General features: G+C 70.9%; 17 protein-coding genes. 11 read left to right on the forward strand and 6 right to left on the reverse strand.

The features are described from left to right. Positions 1-19: 19 nt before the first annotated feature. The 5 genes from fusA to ABEB09_RS12580 all read right to left on the reverse strand — a co-directional run bounded on the left by fusA (position 20) and on the right by ABEB09_RS12580 (position 4802). The gene (gene fusA / locus ABEB09_RS12560; RefSeq protein ID WP_345689975.1) at positions 20-2146 is read right to left on the reverse strand and encodes an elongation factor G; all 2127 of its coding nucleotides are present in this window, start codon (positions 2144-2146) and stop codon (positions 20-22) included. Positions 2147-2184: 38 nt separating this feature from the next. Continuing rightward, entirely contained in the window at positions 2185-2655 is a 471-nt protein-coding gene (gene rpsG / locus ABEB09_RS12565) for a 30S ribosomal protein S7 (RefSeq protein WP_023587042.1), read from the reverse strand. A gap of 2 nt (positions 2656-2657) precedes the next feature. Then, positions 2658-3029, reverse strand: a complete 372-nt coding sequence (gene rpsL / locus ABEB09_RS12570; RefSeq protein ID WP_003948652.1) for a 30S ribosomal protein S12 — start codon at positions 3027-3029, stop codon at positions 2658-2660. Between the two features lie 468 nt (positions 3030-3497). Continuing rightward, entirely contained in the window at positions 3498-4220 is a 723-nt protein-coding gene (locus tag ABEB09_RS12575) for a hypothetical protein (protein WP_345689976.1), read from the reverse strand. Positions 4221-4355: 135 nt separating this feature from the next. Beyond that, the gene (locus ABEB09_RS12580; protein WP_345689977.1) at positions 4356-4802 is read right to left on the reverse strand and encodes a helix-turn-helix domain-containing protein; all 447 of its coding nucleotides are present in this window, start codon (positions 4800-4802) and stop codon (positions 4356-4358) included. Between the two features lie 186 nt (positions 4803-4988). On the opposite strand from ABEB09_RS12580, the gene ABEB09_RS12585 reads away from it, so the two are divergent. The 7 genes from ABEB09_RS12585 to ABEB09_RS12620 all read left to right on the forward strand — a co-directional run bounded on the left by ABEB09_RS12585 (position 4989) and on the right by ABEB09_RS12620 (position 8607). After that, positions 4989-5366, forward strand: a complete 378-nt coding sequence (locus tag ABEB09_RS12585) for a WhiB family transcriptional regulator (protein WP_345689978.1) — start codon at positions 4989-4991, stop codon at positions 5364-5366. Further along, positions 5363-6004 carry a hypothetical protein gene (locus tag ABEB09_RS12590; RefSeq protein WP_345689979.1) on the forward strand — a complete coding sequence of 214 codons (642 nt, stop codon included), beginning with the start codon at positions 5363-5365 and terminating at the stop codon, positions 6002-6004. The genes ABEB09_RS12585 and ABEB09_RS12590 overlap by 4 nt, the downstream gene beginning before the upstream one ends. After that, entirely contained in the window at positions 6001-6201 is a 201-nt protein-coding gene (locus ABEB09_RS12595) for a helix-turn-helix domain-containing protein (protein WP_345689980.1), read from the forward strand. The genes ABEB09_RS12590 and ABEB09_RS12595 overlap by 4 nt, the downstream gene beginning before the upstream one ends. A gap of 524 nt (positions 6202-6725) precedes the next feature. Continuing rightward, on the forward strand, positions 6726-7133 hold the full coding sequence (locus tag ABEB09_RS12605) for a hypothetical protein (protein WP_345689981.1): 408 nt from the start codon (positions 6726-6728) through the stop codon (positions 7131-7133). A gap of 97 nt (positions 7134-7230) precedes the next feature. Continuing rightward, positions 7231-7836 carry a phage tail tube protein gene (locus tag ABEB09_RS12610; RefSeq protein ID WP_345689982.1) on the forward strand — a complete coding sequence of 202 codons (606 nt, stop codon included), beginning with the start codon at positions 7231-7233 and terminating at the stop codon, positions 7834-7836. 73 nt (positions 7837-7909) lie between these two features. Next, positions 7910-8200 carry a hypothetical protein gene (locus ABEB09_RS12615; protein WP_345689983.1) on the forward strand — a complete coding sequence of 97 codons (291 nt, stop codon included), beginning with the start codon at positions 7910-7912 and terminating at the stop codon, positions 8198-8200. 65 nt (positions 8201-8265) lie between these two features. Then, the gene (locus tag ABEB09_RS12620) at positions 8266-8607 is read left to right on the forward strand and encodes a hypothetical protein (RefSeq protein WP_345689984.1); all 342 of its coding nucleotides are present in this window, start codon (positions 8266-8268) and stop codon (positions 8605-8607) included. A gap of 67 nt (positions 8608-8674) precedes the next feature. On the opposite strand, the gene ABEB09_RS12625 is transcribed toward ABEB09_RS12620, so the two are convergent. After that, positions 8675-9334: a vWA domain-containing protein gene (locus ABEB09_RS12625; RefSeq protein ID WP_345689985.1), complete on the reverse strand. Its 660-nt coding sequence runs from the start codon at positions 9332-9334 to the stop codon at positions 8675-8677. Positions 9335-9373: 39 nt separating this feature from the next. On the opposite strand from ABEB09_RS12625, the gene ABEB09_RS12630 reads away from it, so the two are divergent. Genes ABEB09_RS12630 through ABEB09_RS12645 form a run of 4 tightly spaced genes read left to right on the forward strand, consistent with a single transcriptional unit; the run spans position 9374 to position 13691 of the window. Then, positions 9374-10204, forward strand: a complete 831-nt coding sequence (locus tag ABEB09_RS12630) for a hypothetical protein (RefSeq protein ID WP_345689986.1) — start codon at positions 9374-9376, stop codon at positions 10202-10204. A gap of 24 nt (positions 10205-10228) precedes the next feature. Further along, on the forward strand, positions 10229-11431 hold the full coding sequence (locus ABEB09_RS12635; RefSeq protein ID WP_345689987.1) for a phage tail protein: 1203 nt from the start codon (positions 10229-10231) through the stop codon (positions 11429-11431). Beyond that, a complete protein-coding gene (locus tag ABEB09_RS12640) occupies positions 11428-12699 on the forward strand; it encodes a phage tail family protein (RefSeq protein ID WP_345689988.1) in 1272 nt (423 codons plus the stop codon). The genes ABEB09_RS12635 and ABEB09_RS12640 overlap by 4 nt, the downstream gene beginning before the upstream one ends. Before the next feature lie 47 nt (positions 12700-12746). Then, on the forward strand, positions 12747-13691 hold the full coding sequence (locus tag ABEB09_RS12645) for a phage distal tail protein (RefSeq protein WP_345689989.1): 945 nt from the start codon (positions 12747-12749) through the stop codon (positions 13689-13691). Positions 13692-13727 lie beyond the last annotated feature (36 nt).

A 13727-nucleotide genomic window follows, 5' to 3' on the forward strand; every position in this document is an offset into this window, starting at 1 on the left:
AAGCGTGAACTCGACTGAGTTACTCGCCCTTGGCCTTCGCGATGATCTCCTCGGCGACGTTCCGCGGAACCTCGGCGTAGGAGTCGAACTGCATCGAGTAGCTTGCGCGACCCGAGGTCTTGCTGCGGAGGTCGCCGACGTAGCCGAACATCTCCGACAGCGGCACCAGGCCCTTGACGACGCGGGCGCCGGCACGCTCCTCCATGGCCTGGATCTGGCCACGGCGGGAGTTGATGTCACCGATGACATCGCCCATGTAGTCCTCGGGCGTGGTGACCTCAACGGCCATCATCGGCTCGAGGAGCACGGGGGACGCCTTGCGCGCGGCCTCCTTGAAGGCCTGCGAGCCGGCGATCTTGAAGGCGAGCTCGGAGGAGTCGACCTCGTGGTAGGCACCGTCGAGCAGCGTGACGCGGACGCCCGTCATCTCGTAGCCCGCGAGGATGCCGAACTGCATGGCCTCCTGGCAGCCGGCGTCCACGGAAGGAATGTATTCCTTCGGGATGCGGCCACCGGTGACCTTGTTGACGAACTCGTACGAGGCGTCGCCGCCCTCGATCGGCTCGACCGCGATCTGCACCTTGGCGAACTGACCGGTACCACCGGTCTGCTTCTTGTGGGTGTAGTCGACGCGCTCGACCGACTTGCGGATGGTCTCACGGTACGCGACCTGCGGCTTGCCGACGTTGGCCTCGACCTTGAACTCACGCTTCATACGGTCGACGAGCACCTCGAGGTGAAGCTCACCCATACCGCCGATGACGGTCTGGCCGGTCTCCTCGTTGGTGTGCACCTGGAAGGAGGGGTCCTCCTCCGCGAGACGCTGGATGGCGACACCCAGCTTCTCCTGGTCACCCTTGGACTTGGGCTCGATGGCGACCTCGATGACCGGCGCCGGGAAGTCCATGGACTCCAGGATCACCGGGTTCTTGTCGTCGCACAGCGTCTCGCCGGTCGTGGTCTGCTTCAGACCCATGACGGCGACGATGTCGCCGGCGCCCACCGACTCGATCTCCTCACGCTTGTTCGCGTGCATGCGGTAGATCTTGCCGATGCGCTCCTTCTTGCCCTTGACGGAGTTCTGCACCGAGGTGCCGGACTCCAGGCGGCCGGAGTACACGCGGACGAACGTGAGCTTGCCGAGGTGCGGGTCGCTCATGATCTTGAAGGCCAGGGCGGCGAGCGGCTCGGAGTCGGCCGGCTTGCGCTTGACGACCTCCTCCGGGTCGTTGACCGCGTGGCCCTCGATGGCCTCGATGTCGACCGGCGACGGCAGGTAGCGCACGACCGCGTCGAGCAGGGGCTGGACGCCCTTGTTCTTGAACGCGGTGCCACAGAACACCGGGGTGACCGTGGTGCCCGTGCCCTTGCCGGAGGCGATGGTGATACGACGGATCGCGGCGTACAGCTGCTCCTCGGAAGGCTCCTGGCCCTCCAGGTACAGCTCCATGATCTCTTCGTCGTTCTCGGCCACGGCCTCGACGAGCTTGTTGCGGTACTCCTCGGCGGCCTCGGCGTGGGTGTCCGGGATGTCGACGATGTCGTACATCTCGCCCTTGGCGGCCTCGGCGGACCAGACCAGCGCCTTCATGCGGACCAGGTCGATGACGCCCTTGAAGTCCGCCTCGGCACCGATCGGCAGCTGCATGACGATCGGCTGCGCGCCCAGGCGGTCCGAGATCATGTCCACGCAGCGGTGGAACTCGGCGCCCGTACGGTCGAGCTTGTTGACGAAGCAGATACGCGGAACGCCGTAGCGGTCCGCCTGACGCCACACGGTCTCGGACTGCGGCTCCACACCGGCCACACCGTCGAACACCGTCACGGCACCGTCGAGGACGCGGAGCGAACGCTCCACCTCGACCGTGAAGTCCACGTGACCCGGGGTGTCGATGATGTTGATGGTGTGATCGACGTCCTCGAGCGACCAGTGGCAGGTCGTCGCGGCGGACGTGATCGTGATGCCGCGCTCCTGCTCCTGCTCCATCCAGTCCATCGTGGCAGCGCCGTCGTGGACCTCACCGATCTTGTAGGAAACACCGGTGTAGAAGAGGATGCGCTCGGTGGTGGTCGTCTTGCCCGCGTCGATGTGGGCCATGATCCCGATGTTGCGGACCCTGGCCAGGTCAAGCGAAGTGGTAGCCATAAGGCTTCAGTCTTCTCTCGGTCTCGATGTGGGTGCGACTACCAGCGGTAGTGCGCGAAGGCCTTGTTGGACTCGGCCATCTTGTGCGTGTCCTCGCGCTTCTTGACCGAAGCGCCGAGGCCGTTGGAGGCGTCGAGCAGCTCGTTCATCAGGCGCTCGGTCATGGTCTTCTCGCGACGGGCGCGGGAGTAACCGACCAGCCAGCGCAGCGCGAGCGTGGAGGCGCGACCGGGCTTGACCTCGATCGGCACCTGGTAGGTGGCGCCACCGACGCGGCGGGACTTGACCTCGAGCGCCGGCTTGACGTTCTCGAGGGCGCGCTTCAGCGTGATGACCGGGTCCTGGCCGGTCTTCTCGCGGAGGCCTTCCATGGCGCCGTAGACGATCCGCTCGGCGGTGGAACGCTTGCCGTTGAGCAGGATCTTGTTGATGAGCGAGGTCACCAGAGGAGAACCGTAGACCGGGTCGATGATGACCGGGCGCTTCGGGGCGGGGCCCTTACGAGGCATTCTTACTTCTCCTTCTTGGCGCCGTAGCGGCTGCGGGCCTGCTTGCGGTTCTTGACACCCTGGGTGTCCAGCGAGCCGCGGATGATCTTGTAGCGAACACCCGGCAGGTCCTTCACACGGCCACCACGCACGAGCACGATGGAGTGCTCCTGCAGGTTGTGTCCCTCACCCGGGATGTAAGCCGTGACCTCGATCCCGGAGGTCAGACGCACACGCGCGACCTTACGGAGGGCCGAGTTCGGCTTCTTCGGGGTGGTCGTGAACACACGCGTGCAGACGCCGCGGCGCTGAGGGGAACCCTCGAGTGCGGGCGTCTTGTTCTTCTCGACCTTGTCCTGCCGGCCCTTACGGACCAGCTGCTGGATCGTAGGCACTACTTCTCCGGTTTCTGTGTGCCGTGTAAGTAAAGCTAACCTGGAACATCGCCGACCCACGCGGTCGGGTGTGTCGAATACTGCGGACCCCCGCCGGATGGCGGAAATGAGCGCAGATTGCGGTGGCCCTTGGTGGCTCCCCGTGCGGTTGAGGACACGCACAGGAGCCCAGGCACACCCCAGGCACAAGGTCTGAGCGTACCTATCGCATGGACTCCGGTCAAAACAAATGCCACGCCGCGGGCGGCTCACGACGGCGCCGCGCCGACCTGCGCGGCGCCCCCCGTACGGGCGGCCGGCACGGCCTGCGGCCGCTGCGATCCTCCCCGCCGGACGGGCGGAAATCAGCCCCTTCGGCGTTTGAGGAGCGGGGGTGCGGGGACGGATCCCCCGATTTCGGGAAGGGGCGGGGTGGGGAAAAGATGCGCCGTACGGCCCACAGGCCCGAGGCAGAACGCTCGTACGGGGTCAGGGAGCCGTCGAGGCCGGGGTGCCGCCGGGGGCCGGGTCGTCCGAGCCGGGGCCGTCGGAGGCCGGGGTGGGCACGGGGCCGCGGGTGCCGCCGGGGTCCGGGGTGCTCCGGGTGTCCGGGGGCGGGGGCTCCGGGGAGGCCGCGGGTGGTTGGGGGCGGCGGGGCCGGCGGGGGAGGGTTAAGCGGGGGATGGTGGGGACCTTCGACGTACGGCTCTTGGGGACGAAGGCCGGGCGGCCCGCGGAGGGCGCCGTCCCGCCGTCCCGCTCCCCCGGCTGGTCGGCCTCGGCGGCGTCGTCGTGGCGCTCCTGGCGCTGGTCGGGGAACGGGATGACCGCCGCGCGGCCCGGCGTACGGCCGACGAGCCGCAGGGTGCGGGACCCGGCGGCGGCTCGGGCCTCCTCCAGCGCGCGCTCGTAGTGGACGCCCGCGTCGCGCCAGCCGTCGGCGTACGCGCGGAACTCCCGGCGTTCTATCTCCTCGCGCAGCAGGACGACGACCTCGTCGGGGGCGTGCCGCTCCAGGTACTGGCCGAGGACGGCCAGCAGGCCCGGCAGGTCGTCCGCCGGGGGCGGCGGGGGCGGGGTCCCCGGGTGTGCGGAGCGGTCGCGCCGCCTTCCGGACTCCGCGGACTGCTCGGTCGTGTCCTGGTACGGGTACTTGTCCGAGCGCCGCCGACGTCCCCGGTCGCGCCCGGCCCGCTCTCCGCGCTCGGCCATCACACGACTCTCTCTCGCGTCCCGGCGCCGCCCGTCCCGCATGGCGGGGCAGCCATACGTGCCGGGAGCGTACAACTGTGCACTGTCGTGGGGGGACCAGCCACAACAGCTTACTTGGGGACGCGCGGGCGCCCGTCAGTCGGATGCGAGAGGGGTGCGCTCACCGGGACGCACCGAGGTCTCCGGGAGGAACTGACCGGCGACCCGCATGAACATCTCCCGCTGCTCGGGCGGGACGCCCAGGCCGGCCGCGGCCTCCTCCAGCGTGAGGTGGCGGCTCGCGCCGCCCGGCCGCGCGCTGTCCGGCAGGCTCGGCAGCGGCAGGTCCTCCTCGGTGAGCCGGCCGGAGCGGATCAGCATCTCGCGCACCGGGACCTGGAGCACATGGGCGAGCCGCCGGGTCGTCTCCAGGTCCGGCATGCTCTGGCGCTGCAACAGCCGGGTGATCGCGGCGCGATGGACGCCCGCCTCGTCGGCGAGGCGGGACTTCCCGCCGCCGCGCGGGCTGTCGATGTCGTAGCCACGCCGACGGATCAGCTCTTCGAGCCAGGCCGCGAACTGCTCCAGATCGCTGGTCGTCATGGTGGTCGCCTCCCTCCGAAGCGGCCTCAGGATATCGCGCTTGCGCGCAAGGAATTACCGGTTCCGCGACCTGAATGTGAGGGTTGTGTAGTCAATTGCCGTACCAACGTGCACCTTTCGCGGTTGCGTGCTCACTCGCAACAAATTAGTGTGCGACCTCGCAACCAACTGTCACGGGAGTACGCCATGCCCCCTGCCGCCCCACCGCCCCCTCCGCAGCAGCACTTCGACTGGCGTGCGTCCGCCGCGTGCGCCGGGCTGCCGCCCCATGTCGTGTTCGCCCGCCGGGCCGCCGTCGCGGAACCCGCGCTGCGCGCCTGCCGCCGCTGCCCGGTGCGGCTCCGGTGCGGGGAGACCGTCGCCCCGGCGGAGAGCTGGTTCGACGGGGTCAGCGCCGGCCGCCTCTGGCGCAACGGCCGGCCCGTCGACACGAGCCGTGGCCGGGGACGGGGCCGCGGCCGGGGCCGTACGCACGACCGCGACCGCCGTACCCACGACCGCGACCACGACCACACCGCCCCGGCCTGGGCCACGTCCCGGGCCGCCACGGAGGAGCGCCCATGAACGCGACGGCCCCCGACGACCACACGCGCGGCGCCGCAGAGGCGGACGGCGCCACCCATGACGCCGCGCTCTGGATCGAGACCCTGCTCCGCCAGTTCCCCGAGCTGCTCACCGAGCTGGCGCCCGGCGGCCGCTCCCCCTCCGCCCCCGGCCCGTACCGCCGCGAGGCGGGTGCCCGCCCCTCCCCCGGCACCGCACCCCTGCGCCTGTACGTCTCCGACGCGATCCGCGACATCACCGACGGCGTGGTGGAGCTGGACGAGGCCGTCCACGACCGGCTGCGCCTCCCCCGCCCGCGCCGCGCCCCGGTCCCGGAGCGGCTCGCGCGGATCGCCGCGCTGCTCGACCGCGCGGCCGCCGACGAGGTGCTGGCCGCGCACATCCGCGACGAGACGCGCCGGATGACCCGCCGCTGCGCCCGCGCGCTGGGCGAGGCGGAGCCGGTCGTCCGGGTGCGGGGGCGCTGCCCCTGGTGCGACTCGGTGTCGCTGCGGGCGTTCCCGGCGCGGCAGGCCGTGCTGTGCGTCAACCCGGCCTGCCGCTGCGACGACGCGCTGTGCGACTGCCGTACGGATCCGGCGCACCGGCACGCCTGGCCGGAGGCGGAGTGGCGGCGGCTGGGGGAGGCGCGGTCATGACGACGCTGGTCACGGGGGCGCTGGCGGCCCGCGAGGTGGAGGTCGCGCCGGCGACGATCCGCAAGTGGGTCCAGCAGGGGCATCTGGAACCCGCGGGCCGCCAGGGCCGGACGCACCTCTTCCGGCTGGAGGACGTGTTCGCGGCGGAGCGGGCGACCCGCCGGAAGCCCCGCGCGGAGAGCACGGAAGACGGATAGAAGACGGGACAGAAGACAGGACGACGAAGTGGGGCCACCCTCCCGGGTGGCCCCACTTCGTCGTTCACCCCTGGCGCGCCCGTGCGCGGCTGAAGGCCACCGCCTCGGTCCAGCCGCTGCTGAATCCACGGGTCTCCGCGTCGATGGCGATCCTGGCGCCGACCTTGCCGACGACCGCGGTCAGGGTCCTGGCGAGGTCCGCCGTGTACGTCCCGCCTCGGCCGCCTCGGCGGCCACCTCCACCGCGGCGGCCACCACGTCCGCCAGTCGCTCCTGGGCGCTGATCACCATCGTGCTCCCGTCCTCGATCCGCCGCTCACGCCACCTTCTCGAATGGGTGTTCGATACCCAGAGAGTAACGCACCCGCCACACCCGCAAGCAGAATTGCGAGCGCGAGCAAGTTAGTTGCGCGCTCGCACGACTTCGTTCACAATGGATGCAGCGGCGGAGCTGTGCCCACCTCCCTCCGGGGGGCAGCTCCGCCGTCGTCCTTCCGGTGAATCCACAGGAGTGATGCCCCGTCATGAGCTCTCCTCCGAACACGTTCCCCGATGTGGAGGCCATCGTGGTGGACCTCCTCTCCGACCGCGCCGAACTGGCGGACGCCATCGTCGACGAGACGCCGCCGCCGGGCTTCGACGGCCGTACGAAGGCCGTGATCGTCTCGCGGCGCGGCGGCGCGTGGATCGACGACCTCCACCTCGACCAACCGCTGATCGAGCTGGAGTGCTACGGCCCCGACAAGCCGACCGCGCACCTGCTGGCCAACATCGCGCGCGCCGAACTGCTGGCCGCCCGGGGCACGGTGTACGGCACCACCACGATCACCGACGTCACCGAGGCCGACGGGCCGCGCTGGCTGCCGGACTACGTCTACACCGCGGCGAACCGCTACCTGTGCGTGCTGCGGCTCTCCCTGCGTACGGACTGACCGCTCGACCCCACCCCGTACGCCCCACAGTCGAGGCCCTGCCGGCTCATCCGGCGGGGCCTCTGCCGTACCCATCCCACATCCCAAGGAGCCATTCATGGCAGGAAACAACTCGTCCGAGATCCGCGTCGCCGGCACCGGCCGCATCCTCGTCGGGGCCGTCAACGCGCCCGCCCCGACGGTCTTCTCGGCCACCCCGTCGGCCGACTGGGGCAGCCAGTGGACGGACCTCGGATACACCTCCACCGACGGCGTGACCTTCTCCAAGAAGGACAAGCTCGACCCGGTGGAGACCTGGCAGTCCATCAGCCCGGCCCGGTTCATCTACGCGGACCGCGATCTGACGCTGAAGTTCTCGATGCTGCAGTTCAACGAGGACACGCTGCCCTTCTTCCTCGGCGGCGCCAAGTCCGACTTCCGCAGCCCGAGCACCGGCGTCTACACGTACGACGTGCCGGACGGCCCGACGTTCGACGAGCGGGCGCTGGGCCTGGAGTTCACCGACGGCAAGCAGGTCACGTACCGCTTCGTCATCCCGCGCGGCCAGGTGACGGCGACCGACGACATCAAGCTCGCCCGCAAGTCGGCGGCCATGCTGGGCGTCACCTTCACCGCGCTGTCGCCGGGTGACAACAAGGCGCTGGCCACCTTCGTGATGAAGGACGCGGCGTACGACGGCGCGATCCCGCCCGTCACCCCGTAACACCCCTCGCGGTGGGGCCGGCGATCCCGGCCCCACCCCGCCCTCCCGCCCCTTCCACGGATGGAGAAGAAGCATGGCCTCATTCGATGTGAACGCAGCCCGCGCCCAGCGTCTGGAGGCGCTCGGCCGTACCTGGTCGTTCGCCCTGGACGGCGACACCTTCGAGCTGCCGACCGAACTGACCCGCGCCACCGCCAAGGAGCTGCGCGGCCTCGACGACAACGACGTGGACGGGCTGCTGCGGCTGCTGCTCGGCGAGCAGCAGTTCGCCCGCTTCGAGCGGCACGAGATCACGATGCAGGACATCGCCGCGATCCTGGAGGCGTACGGCAAGGAGACCGGGCTCGGCCTGGGGGAAGGCTGAGCCTCGACGCGTTCGTCGACGAACACGCCGAGGCTCTGGAAGCCGACCTCCTGCGGCACTACGGCGTGGACCTGCTGGACTGGCACCGCGGCCGGGGGCTGTCGTCCCGCCGGCTCGCGGTGCTGATCAAGCACCTGCCACGGGACAGTGCGGTCACCCGCGAACTGGAGGGCGAGGCCGCCGACTGGAACGTCACGGACTACTTGCTGGCCCACGCGGTGGACCACCTGGCGGCGGCCAACTGGATGTTCGTCACGGTGAACTCGGACGAGGACGCCGACCTGCCGGAGCCGCCGGTGCCGGTGCCGCGCCCGGGTGACGGGCAGCGCCAGGAGGAGGGGGACGGGGCTCCGTCCGCCGAGCCGGTGGTCCCGGACCCCGTCACGCTCGGCCGCTTCTTCTCCTGACGGGCCGGCGCTCGGGGGCCGGCCGGGCCCCGGGCGGGCTCCCCGGAGTTCCGTCGCGGTGCCGGTGTCAGCCGCGGGTTCGCTTCCGCCACCGGGCGAAGCGGCGGGCCACCGACCGGTGGCTCCACTCGGCGTCGAAGTGGACCGCCAGGTTCGGCAGGACGCGCCCGCGGTGCAGGCCGTCCTGCCTCCAGAAGGTCTGGTCGACGGAGCGTTCCCGGCCGAAGACCTGCCAGAAGGCCGCCTCCTCGCCGGTGTCCCGGATCCCCAGCACCATCCCCCGCTGGTCGATCCGGCTGTCGATCTGGAAGATCACGAGCGTCGGTCCGGGGCCCTCCCGCACCACCGCGGACACCTCGCGCAGGGCCCCCAGGGGGCTGGTGAACCAGGTCGGGCCGCCCACCACGAAGGTGCGTTCCACACGGCCGGGCGGCCGGGCGTCCCCGAGGAATCCGAGCCCGTCGTTCGAGAGCACGGCCCACTCGGCGGTCCACTCCGCCAGCGATGCCGGCTCCACGCGCGTCCGTACGGCGACGCCCTCGTCCGCGTGGCGGCCGTCGGCCGGGTTCCCGTACAGGAAGACGTCGACTCCGGCCCCCGCGCAGAGCCTTTCCGCGACGCGCAGGGCGTTCCTGACCTGCCACGCGGTCGCGTACTTCGCAGTCCCGAAGTAGTCCGCTCTCGCGGTCGGCAGTACGAGAACCACCCGCGCGGCGTCGGAAGTCATGCGGGCACCCTACCCCCGGTGATCTCACGGGAGACCCTGATGGGAAGAACCCTGAAACAGGTCGACGACGCACTCGCCGACCTCGAAGCAAGCTCCAAGGAGACCTACAAGCAGTTCCGTGAATCCCTCAGCGGGATGTCCCGGTCGGTCAGCCTGATCAGCTCCACCCAGAACGCGCTGAGCACGACGGTCAACGGCATCAGCTCCACGCAGAACGGCATCAGCAAGACCGTCAACGGGATCAGCATCACGCAGAGCGGGCTCAGCAAGACCGTCAACGGGATCAGCATCACCCAGAACGACGTCAGCGTGACCGTCAACCGGCTCAGCAAGACGGTCAACGACTACAGCCTGACCCTCTCGAAGGCCAGCGGTACCGCCTCGTACGCCTCGGTGACCGCCACCGGTGTCGCCGCGAGCCTCACGGCGCTGACCATCGGCATCTCCCTGTTCAAGGTGGACGAGAAGGGCATCACGATTCTCGGCGCCACCCGGGAGTTCAAGTGGACCAACAAGTGGATCGACAAGTGGCAGCGGATTTTCGAGAGCAAGAAGCAGAAGGAGGCCCGGCGGGACAAGGACCACGACGCGGCCATCCTGGAGAACCTCCGCCGCGACATGGACCGCATCAAGCGGGACCACCCCCCGGCCCTGGACGGCCTCCGGCGCGACGTGGACCGCATCAAGGACGCGTTCCGTACCGCGGGTCGCTCGATGCAGGACCAGCGCACCGCGGAGGCGAACCGTCCGGGCAGGAGCCCGCGCAACGTGGACACCACGCACACCTTGGGGCCCACGGTCCGCGGTGTGGCCTCCGACGTCCGCATCCTGCGCAGCGCCGTCGACGAACTCGCCAGGTCCTTCGCCTAGCCGCACACCATCGAAGGAGTCGCCATGTCCCTCGCCTCCGCGGCGGCACGGGCCTCGGGCTCACTGAAACAGTTCAAGTCCCAGGCCGACGCGTCCGCCCGGGCCGCCCAGAGCATCGGCCAGGGCGCCCGCACCGGCCAGAGCGGGCTGAGCGGGCTGCGGTCGGCCGCCCAGGGCTCCGCCCGTGAGCTCAACAACCTGAAGTCGGCCGCCGACCGGGCGGACAAGTCGCTCGCCAAGGCCGGCCGGACCGGCACCACCGCCGGCGCCCGGGTCGGCACCTTCAAGAAGGGCGCCGACCAGGCCTCCAAGGGCATGAACGGGCTCAACAAGTCCATGCGGGGCAACATCATCGCCCGGCTGATGCAGCTGTTCATGCCGCTCATCGAGAAGGTGGTCGAGATGGCCACCCGCTCGAAGACCATGCAGAAGATCATGAAGACGGCCTTCGACGTGATCAAGAAGGTCGTCAGCTCGGTCATGAAGGCCATCGGGCCGCTCATGAAGAAGACCGGCGACCTCATCAAGAAGGTCTGGGACGGCATCAAGAAGGCCGTCTCGGTCGTCGTCCAGGCCGTCGCCAAGGTGATCACGACCTACTTCAACGCCTGGAAGAAGGTCATCACCACGGTGATGAACGCCGTGAAGAGCGTCGTCTCCAGCGTGTGGAACGGCATCAAGCGGGTCATCACGCCGGTCGTCGACTGGATCAAGAACGTCGTCCCGCGCGCCTTCACCGCCGTCAAGGAGAAGCTGTCCAGCATCTGGGGCGGCCTCAAGGACATCGCCTCGCGTGCCTTCGACTCCATCAAGGGCGCCGTGCGCGGCCCGATCAACGCGGTGATCGACCTGATCAACTCGGCGATCGGCAAGCTCAACGGCATCAAGGTGTCGATCCCCGGCTGGGTGCCGCTCGTCGGCGGCAAGACCTTCGGGGTGAGCCTGCCCCGGATCCCCCGGCTCGCCGAGGGCGGCGTGGTCATGCCCCGGCAGGGCGGCGTGCCGGCGGTCGTCGCCGAGGCCGGTGAGGCCGAGGCCGTCCTGCCGCTGTCGAAACTGCAGCGGCTGCTGCGGCACACGGCGGCGCGCGCCCGCGCGGAGGCCCGGGCCGCGCAGGCGCACGGGCGGGCGGCCGGGTTCCACATCGAGCACTACTACGCGGCGCCCTCCAGCGACGTCCGGGACACGGCCAAGGCGCTGATGTTCCTGGCGAAGGCGCGCGGATGAGCGCCGCCGCGATGGCCGCCCCGGACCCGCTCGCGGGGGTCGCCGGGGCGCTCGCCTCCTTCCGTACGCAGACGCGTGCCGCCGTGCAGGCGGTGCGGTCGGCGGTCCGCGGGATCGGCACGGCTGGCGGGGCCGTCGGCCGGATCAAGGGCGGCGCCGACGCGGCCACGTCGGAGGTACGGCAGTTCAGGACCCGCGCCGACGGCTCCTCGCGCTCCCTGGCGAAGGCCGGGACCACCGCGGGGCGCGCCTCCGTGCAGGTGTCCGGCTCCAGGGGCCGACTGCGCGGCGCCGGATCGGCGGCCGCCGCGCTGGCGGGCGGCGCGGCCGGCTTGATCTCGGTGTCCGAGCTGCTCGCCGCCGCCGGCGTCACCGTGACGCCGCTGATGGCCGTCCTCGGCGGCGCGCTCACCGTGGCCGCCGGGGCGATGACGGCGATCAACGTGGCGATGCGCGCCAATCCCCTCGGGTTCCTGGTCGGGCTGATCGTGCCCGTGGCCGCGTACCTGATCGAGCTGGCGCTCAGCTCGGAGACCGGGCAGCGCATCATGAGCCAGGTCTTCCAGCACGTCCTCAAGGTCTTCCGGACCATCTGGACGTTCGTCGGCCCGGTCGTCCGGGCGTACGGGACGGTCGTCGCCACGTACTTCAAGGCCGTCCTGGCCATCGTCACCGGTGTGGTGAAGGGCATCGGCGCCGCCGTCGACGGCATCGGCCGGGTCAGCGGGGCCGTCTCCGGCGCCACCCGCGCGGTGACCGGGATCATCCGGGGAGCCTGGGACGGCCTGAGGAACGGCGTGAAGCCCGTCCTGGACTGGATCACCGGGAAGATCCCGGAGGCCTTCACCCGCGTCAAGGAAGCCACCGCCAACACCCTGCGGGGCATCGGCGACTTCATCGAGACCGGGCTCCAGGCGATCGTCGGCGTCATGAAGGCCCCCCTCCAGGGACTCATCGCCTTCGCCAACTGGGTCATCGACGGGCTGAACAGCCTCAGCTTCAGCATTCTCGGCAAGAAGTTCGGCGTGAACATCCCGAAGATCCCGATGCTCGCCGAGGGCGGCGTCGTGACCCCGCCCCACGGCTCCCGGCCGGGGGCCGTCCTGCCGCTGTCGAGCATGGACGCGCTGCGCCCCGCCGAGCGCTCGCACCGGGACACGGCACGCCGGGAGCCGCGCCGCGTGACCCTGCGCGCCTTCCACGAACCCGCCGGGAGCAGCCCGTACGCGATCGCCGAGGACCTGCTGTTCCTCGCCCGCGCGGCCTGACCGCCAACCCGTGACGACCACCGAGGAGTTGAGGAGGTGACGGTCCCATGCCCCCGACCGCCACGACCACCGCGACCGCGACGGCCACCGGCCACGCCCCCGGCTCACTGATCACCCGCGAAGGGCAGATCCAGTGGGCCGGACTGCTGCTCGGCCCCGGCACCCCGTACGAGATCGACCGCCAGGGCCTCACCGGCTGGGAGGACCTGCCGGACGCCGACTCCGCCGACGCCGACCGCCCGACCGGGCACGGCGCCTGGCCCGGTGCCCGGTACGCCAGGCCCCGCCGCGTCGGCGCCCAGGTGTGGCTGCTGCCGGAGCCGGGCGCGCGGGGCCCGGAGGCGGCGGCCTCGGCGCTGCGCACCCTGCGGGCGCTGCGGCACGCCATGGCATTGGACGACGGGGAGCAGTGGCTCGCCGTGCGGATCGGCGGGGAGACCCTGGCCGTACGGGCCCGGATCGCCCAGCGGGTCGTCCCCACCGACCGGCACGTCCTCACCCAGGGCGTCGCCAAGGCGTCCGTGCAGTGGCTGGCCACCGACCCCCGCAGGTACGCGGTCGCCGAGCAGTACGCCACGACCGGCGCGCCCGCGCCCGAGGCCGGCCTGTCCTGGCCGCTCACCTGGCCCCTGGAGTGGGGCGAGGCCACCTCGACCGGCGACGTGATCGCCGCGAACGACGGTTCGGCGCCCACCCAGCCGGTGATCGCCTTCCGCGGCCCGTGCACGCGGCCGTCGGTGACCGATCGGGTGAGCGGGCGGCGGCTGCGCTATCTGATCGACCTGGCCGCCGAGGACGAGCTGGTCGTCGACACGGCGGCGGGCACGGTCACCCTCAACGGCACCGCCGCCCGCCGCCACACGGCGGCGCCGGACAGCGCCCCCGAGGAGCTGTTCGCGTTCCCGCCGGGCCAGTGCGAACTGGCGTTCCGTCCCGAGTCGTCGGAGCCCGGCGCCCTGATGACGGTCCGCTGGCGCAGCGCCGAGTGGTGACCGCCCCCGCGTCACCGAACCCGTACCCCAACCCGC

It is taken from the genome of Streptomyces coeruleoprunus, assembly GCF_039542925.1.
GTDB lineage: Bacteria > Actinomycetota > Actinomycetes > Streptomycetales > Streptomycetaceae > Streptomyces > Streptomyces coeruleoprunus.

What these genes read in the sequence shown, in the direction of transcription:
- fusA (WP_345689975.1), bottom strand. Translation starts at nt 2,146, where the DNA reads ATGGCTACCACTTCGCTTGACCTGGCCAGGGTCCGCAACATCGGGATC.
- rpsG (WP_023587042.1), bottom strand. Translation starts at nt 2,655, where the DNA reads ATGCCTCGTAAGGGCCCCGCCCCGAAGCGCCCGGTCATCATCGACCCG.
- ABEB09_RS12575 (WP_345689976.1), bottom strand. Translation starts at nt 4,220, where the DNA reads ATGGCCGAGCGCGGAGAGCGGGCCGGGCGCGACCGGGGACGTCGGCGG.
- ABEB09_RS12580 (WP_345689977.1), bottom strand. Translation starts at nt 4,802, where the DNA reads ATGACGACCAGCGATCTGGAGCAGTTCGCGGCCTGGCTCGAAGAGCTG.
- ABEB09_RS12585 (WP_345689978.1), top strand. Translation starts at nt 4,989, where the DNA reads ATGCCCCCTGCCGCCCCACCGCCCCCTCCGCAGCAGCACTTCGACTGG.
- ABEB09_RS12590 (WP_345689979.1), top strand. Translation starts at nt 5,363, where the DNA reads ATGAACGCGACGGCCCCCGACGACCACACGCGCGGCGCCGCAGAGGCG.
- ABEB09_RS12595 (WP_345689980.1), top strand. Translation starts at nt 6,001, where the DNA reads ATGACGACGCTGGTCACGGGGGCGCTGGCGGCCCGCGAGGTGGAGGTC.
- ABEB09_RS12605 (WP_345689981.1), top strand. Translation starts at nt 6,726, where the DNA reads ATGAGCTCTCCTCCGAACACGTTCCCCGATGTGGAGGCCATCGTGGTG.
- ABEB09_RS12610 (WP_345689982.1), top strand. Translation starts at nt 7,231, where the DNA reads ATGGCAGGAAACAACTCGTCCGAGATCCGCGTCGCCGGCACCGGCCGC.
- ABEB09_RS12615 (WP_345689983.1), top strand. Translation starts at nt 7,910, where the DNA reads ATGGCCTCATTCGATGTGAACGCAGCCCGCGCCCAGCGTCTGGAGGCG.
- ABEB09_RS12625 (WP_345689985.1), bottom strand. Translation starts at nt 9,334, where the DNA reads ATGACTTCCGACGCCGCGCGGGTGGTTCTCGTACTGCCGACCGCGAGA.
- ABEB09_RS12630 (WP_345689986.1), top strand. Translation starts at nt 9,374, where the DNA reads ATGGGAAGAACCCTGAAACAGGTCGACGACGCACTCGCCGACCTCGAA.
- ABEB09_RS12635 (WP_345689987.1), top strand. Translation starts at nt 10,229, where the DNA reads ATGTCCCTCGCCTCCGCGGCGGCACGGGCCTCGGGCTCACTGAAACAG.
- ABEB09_RS12640 (WP_345689988.1), top strand. Translation starts at nt 11,428, where the DNA reads ATGAGCGCCGCCGCGATGGCCGCCCCGGACCCGCTCGCGGGGGTCGCC.
- ABEB09_RS12645 (WP_345689989.1), top strand. Translation starts at nt 12,747, where the DNA reads ATGCCCCCGACCGCCACGACCACCGCGACCGCGACGGCCACCGGCCAC.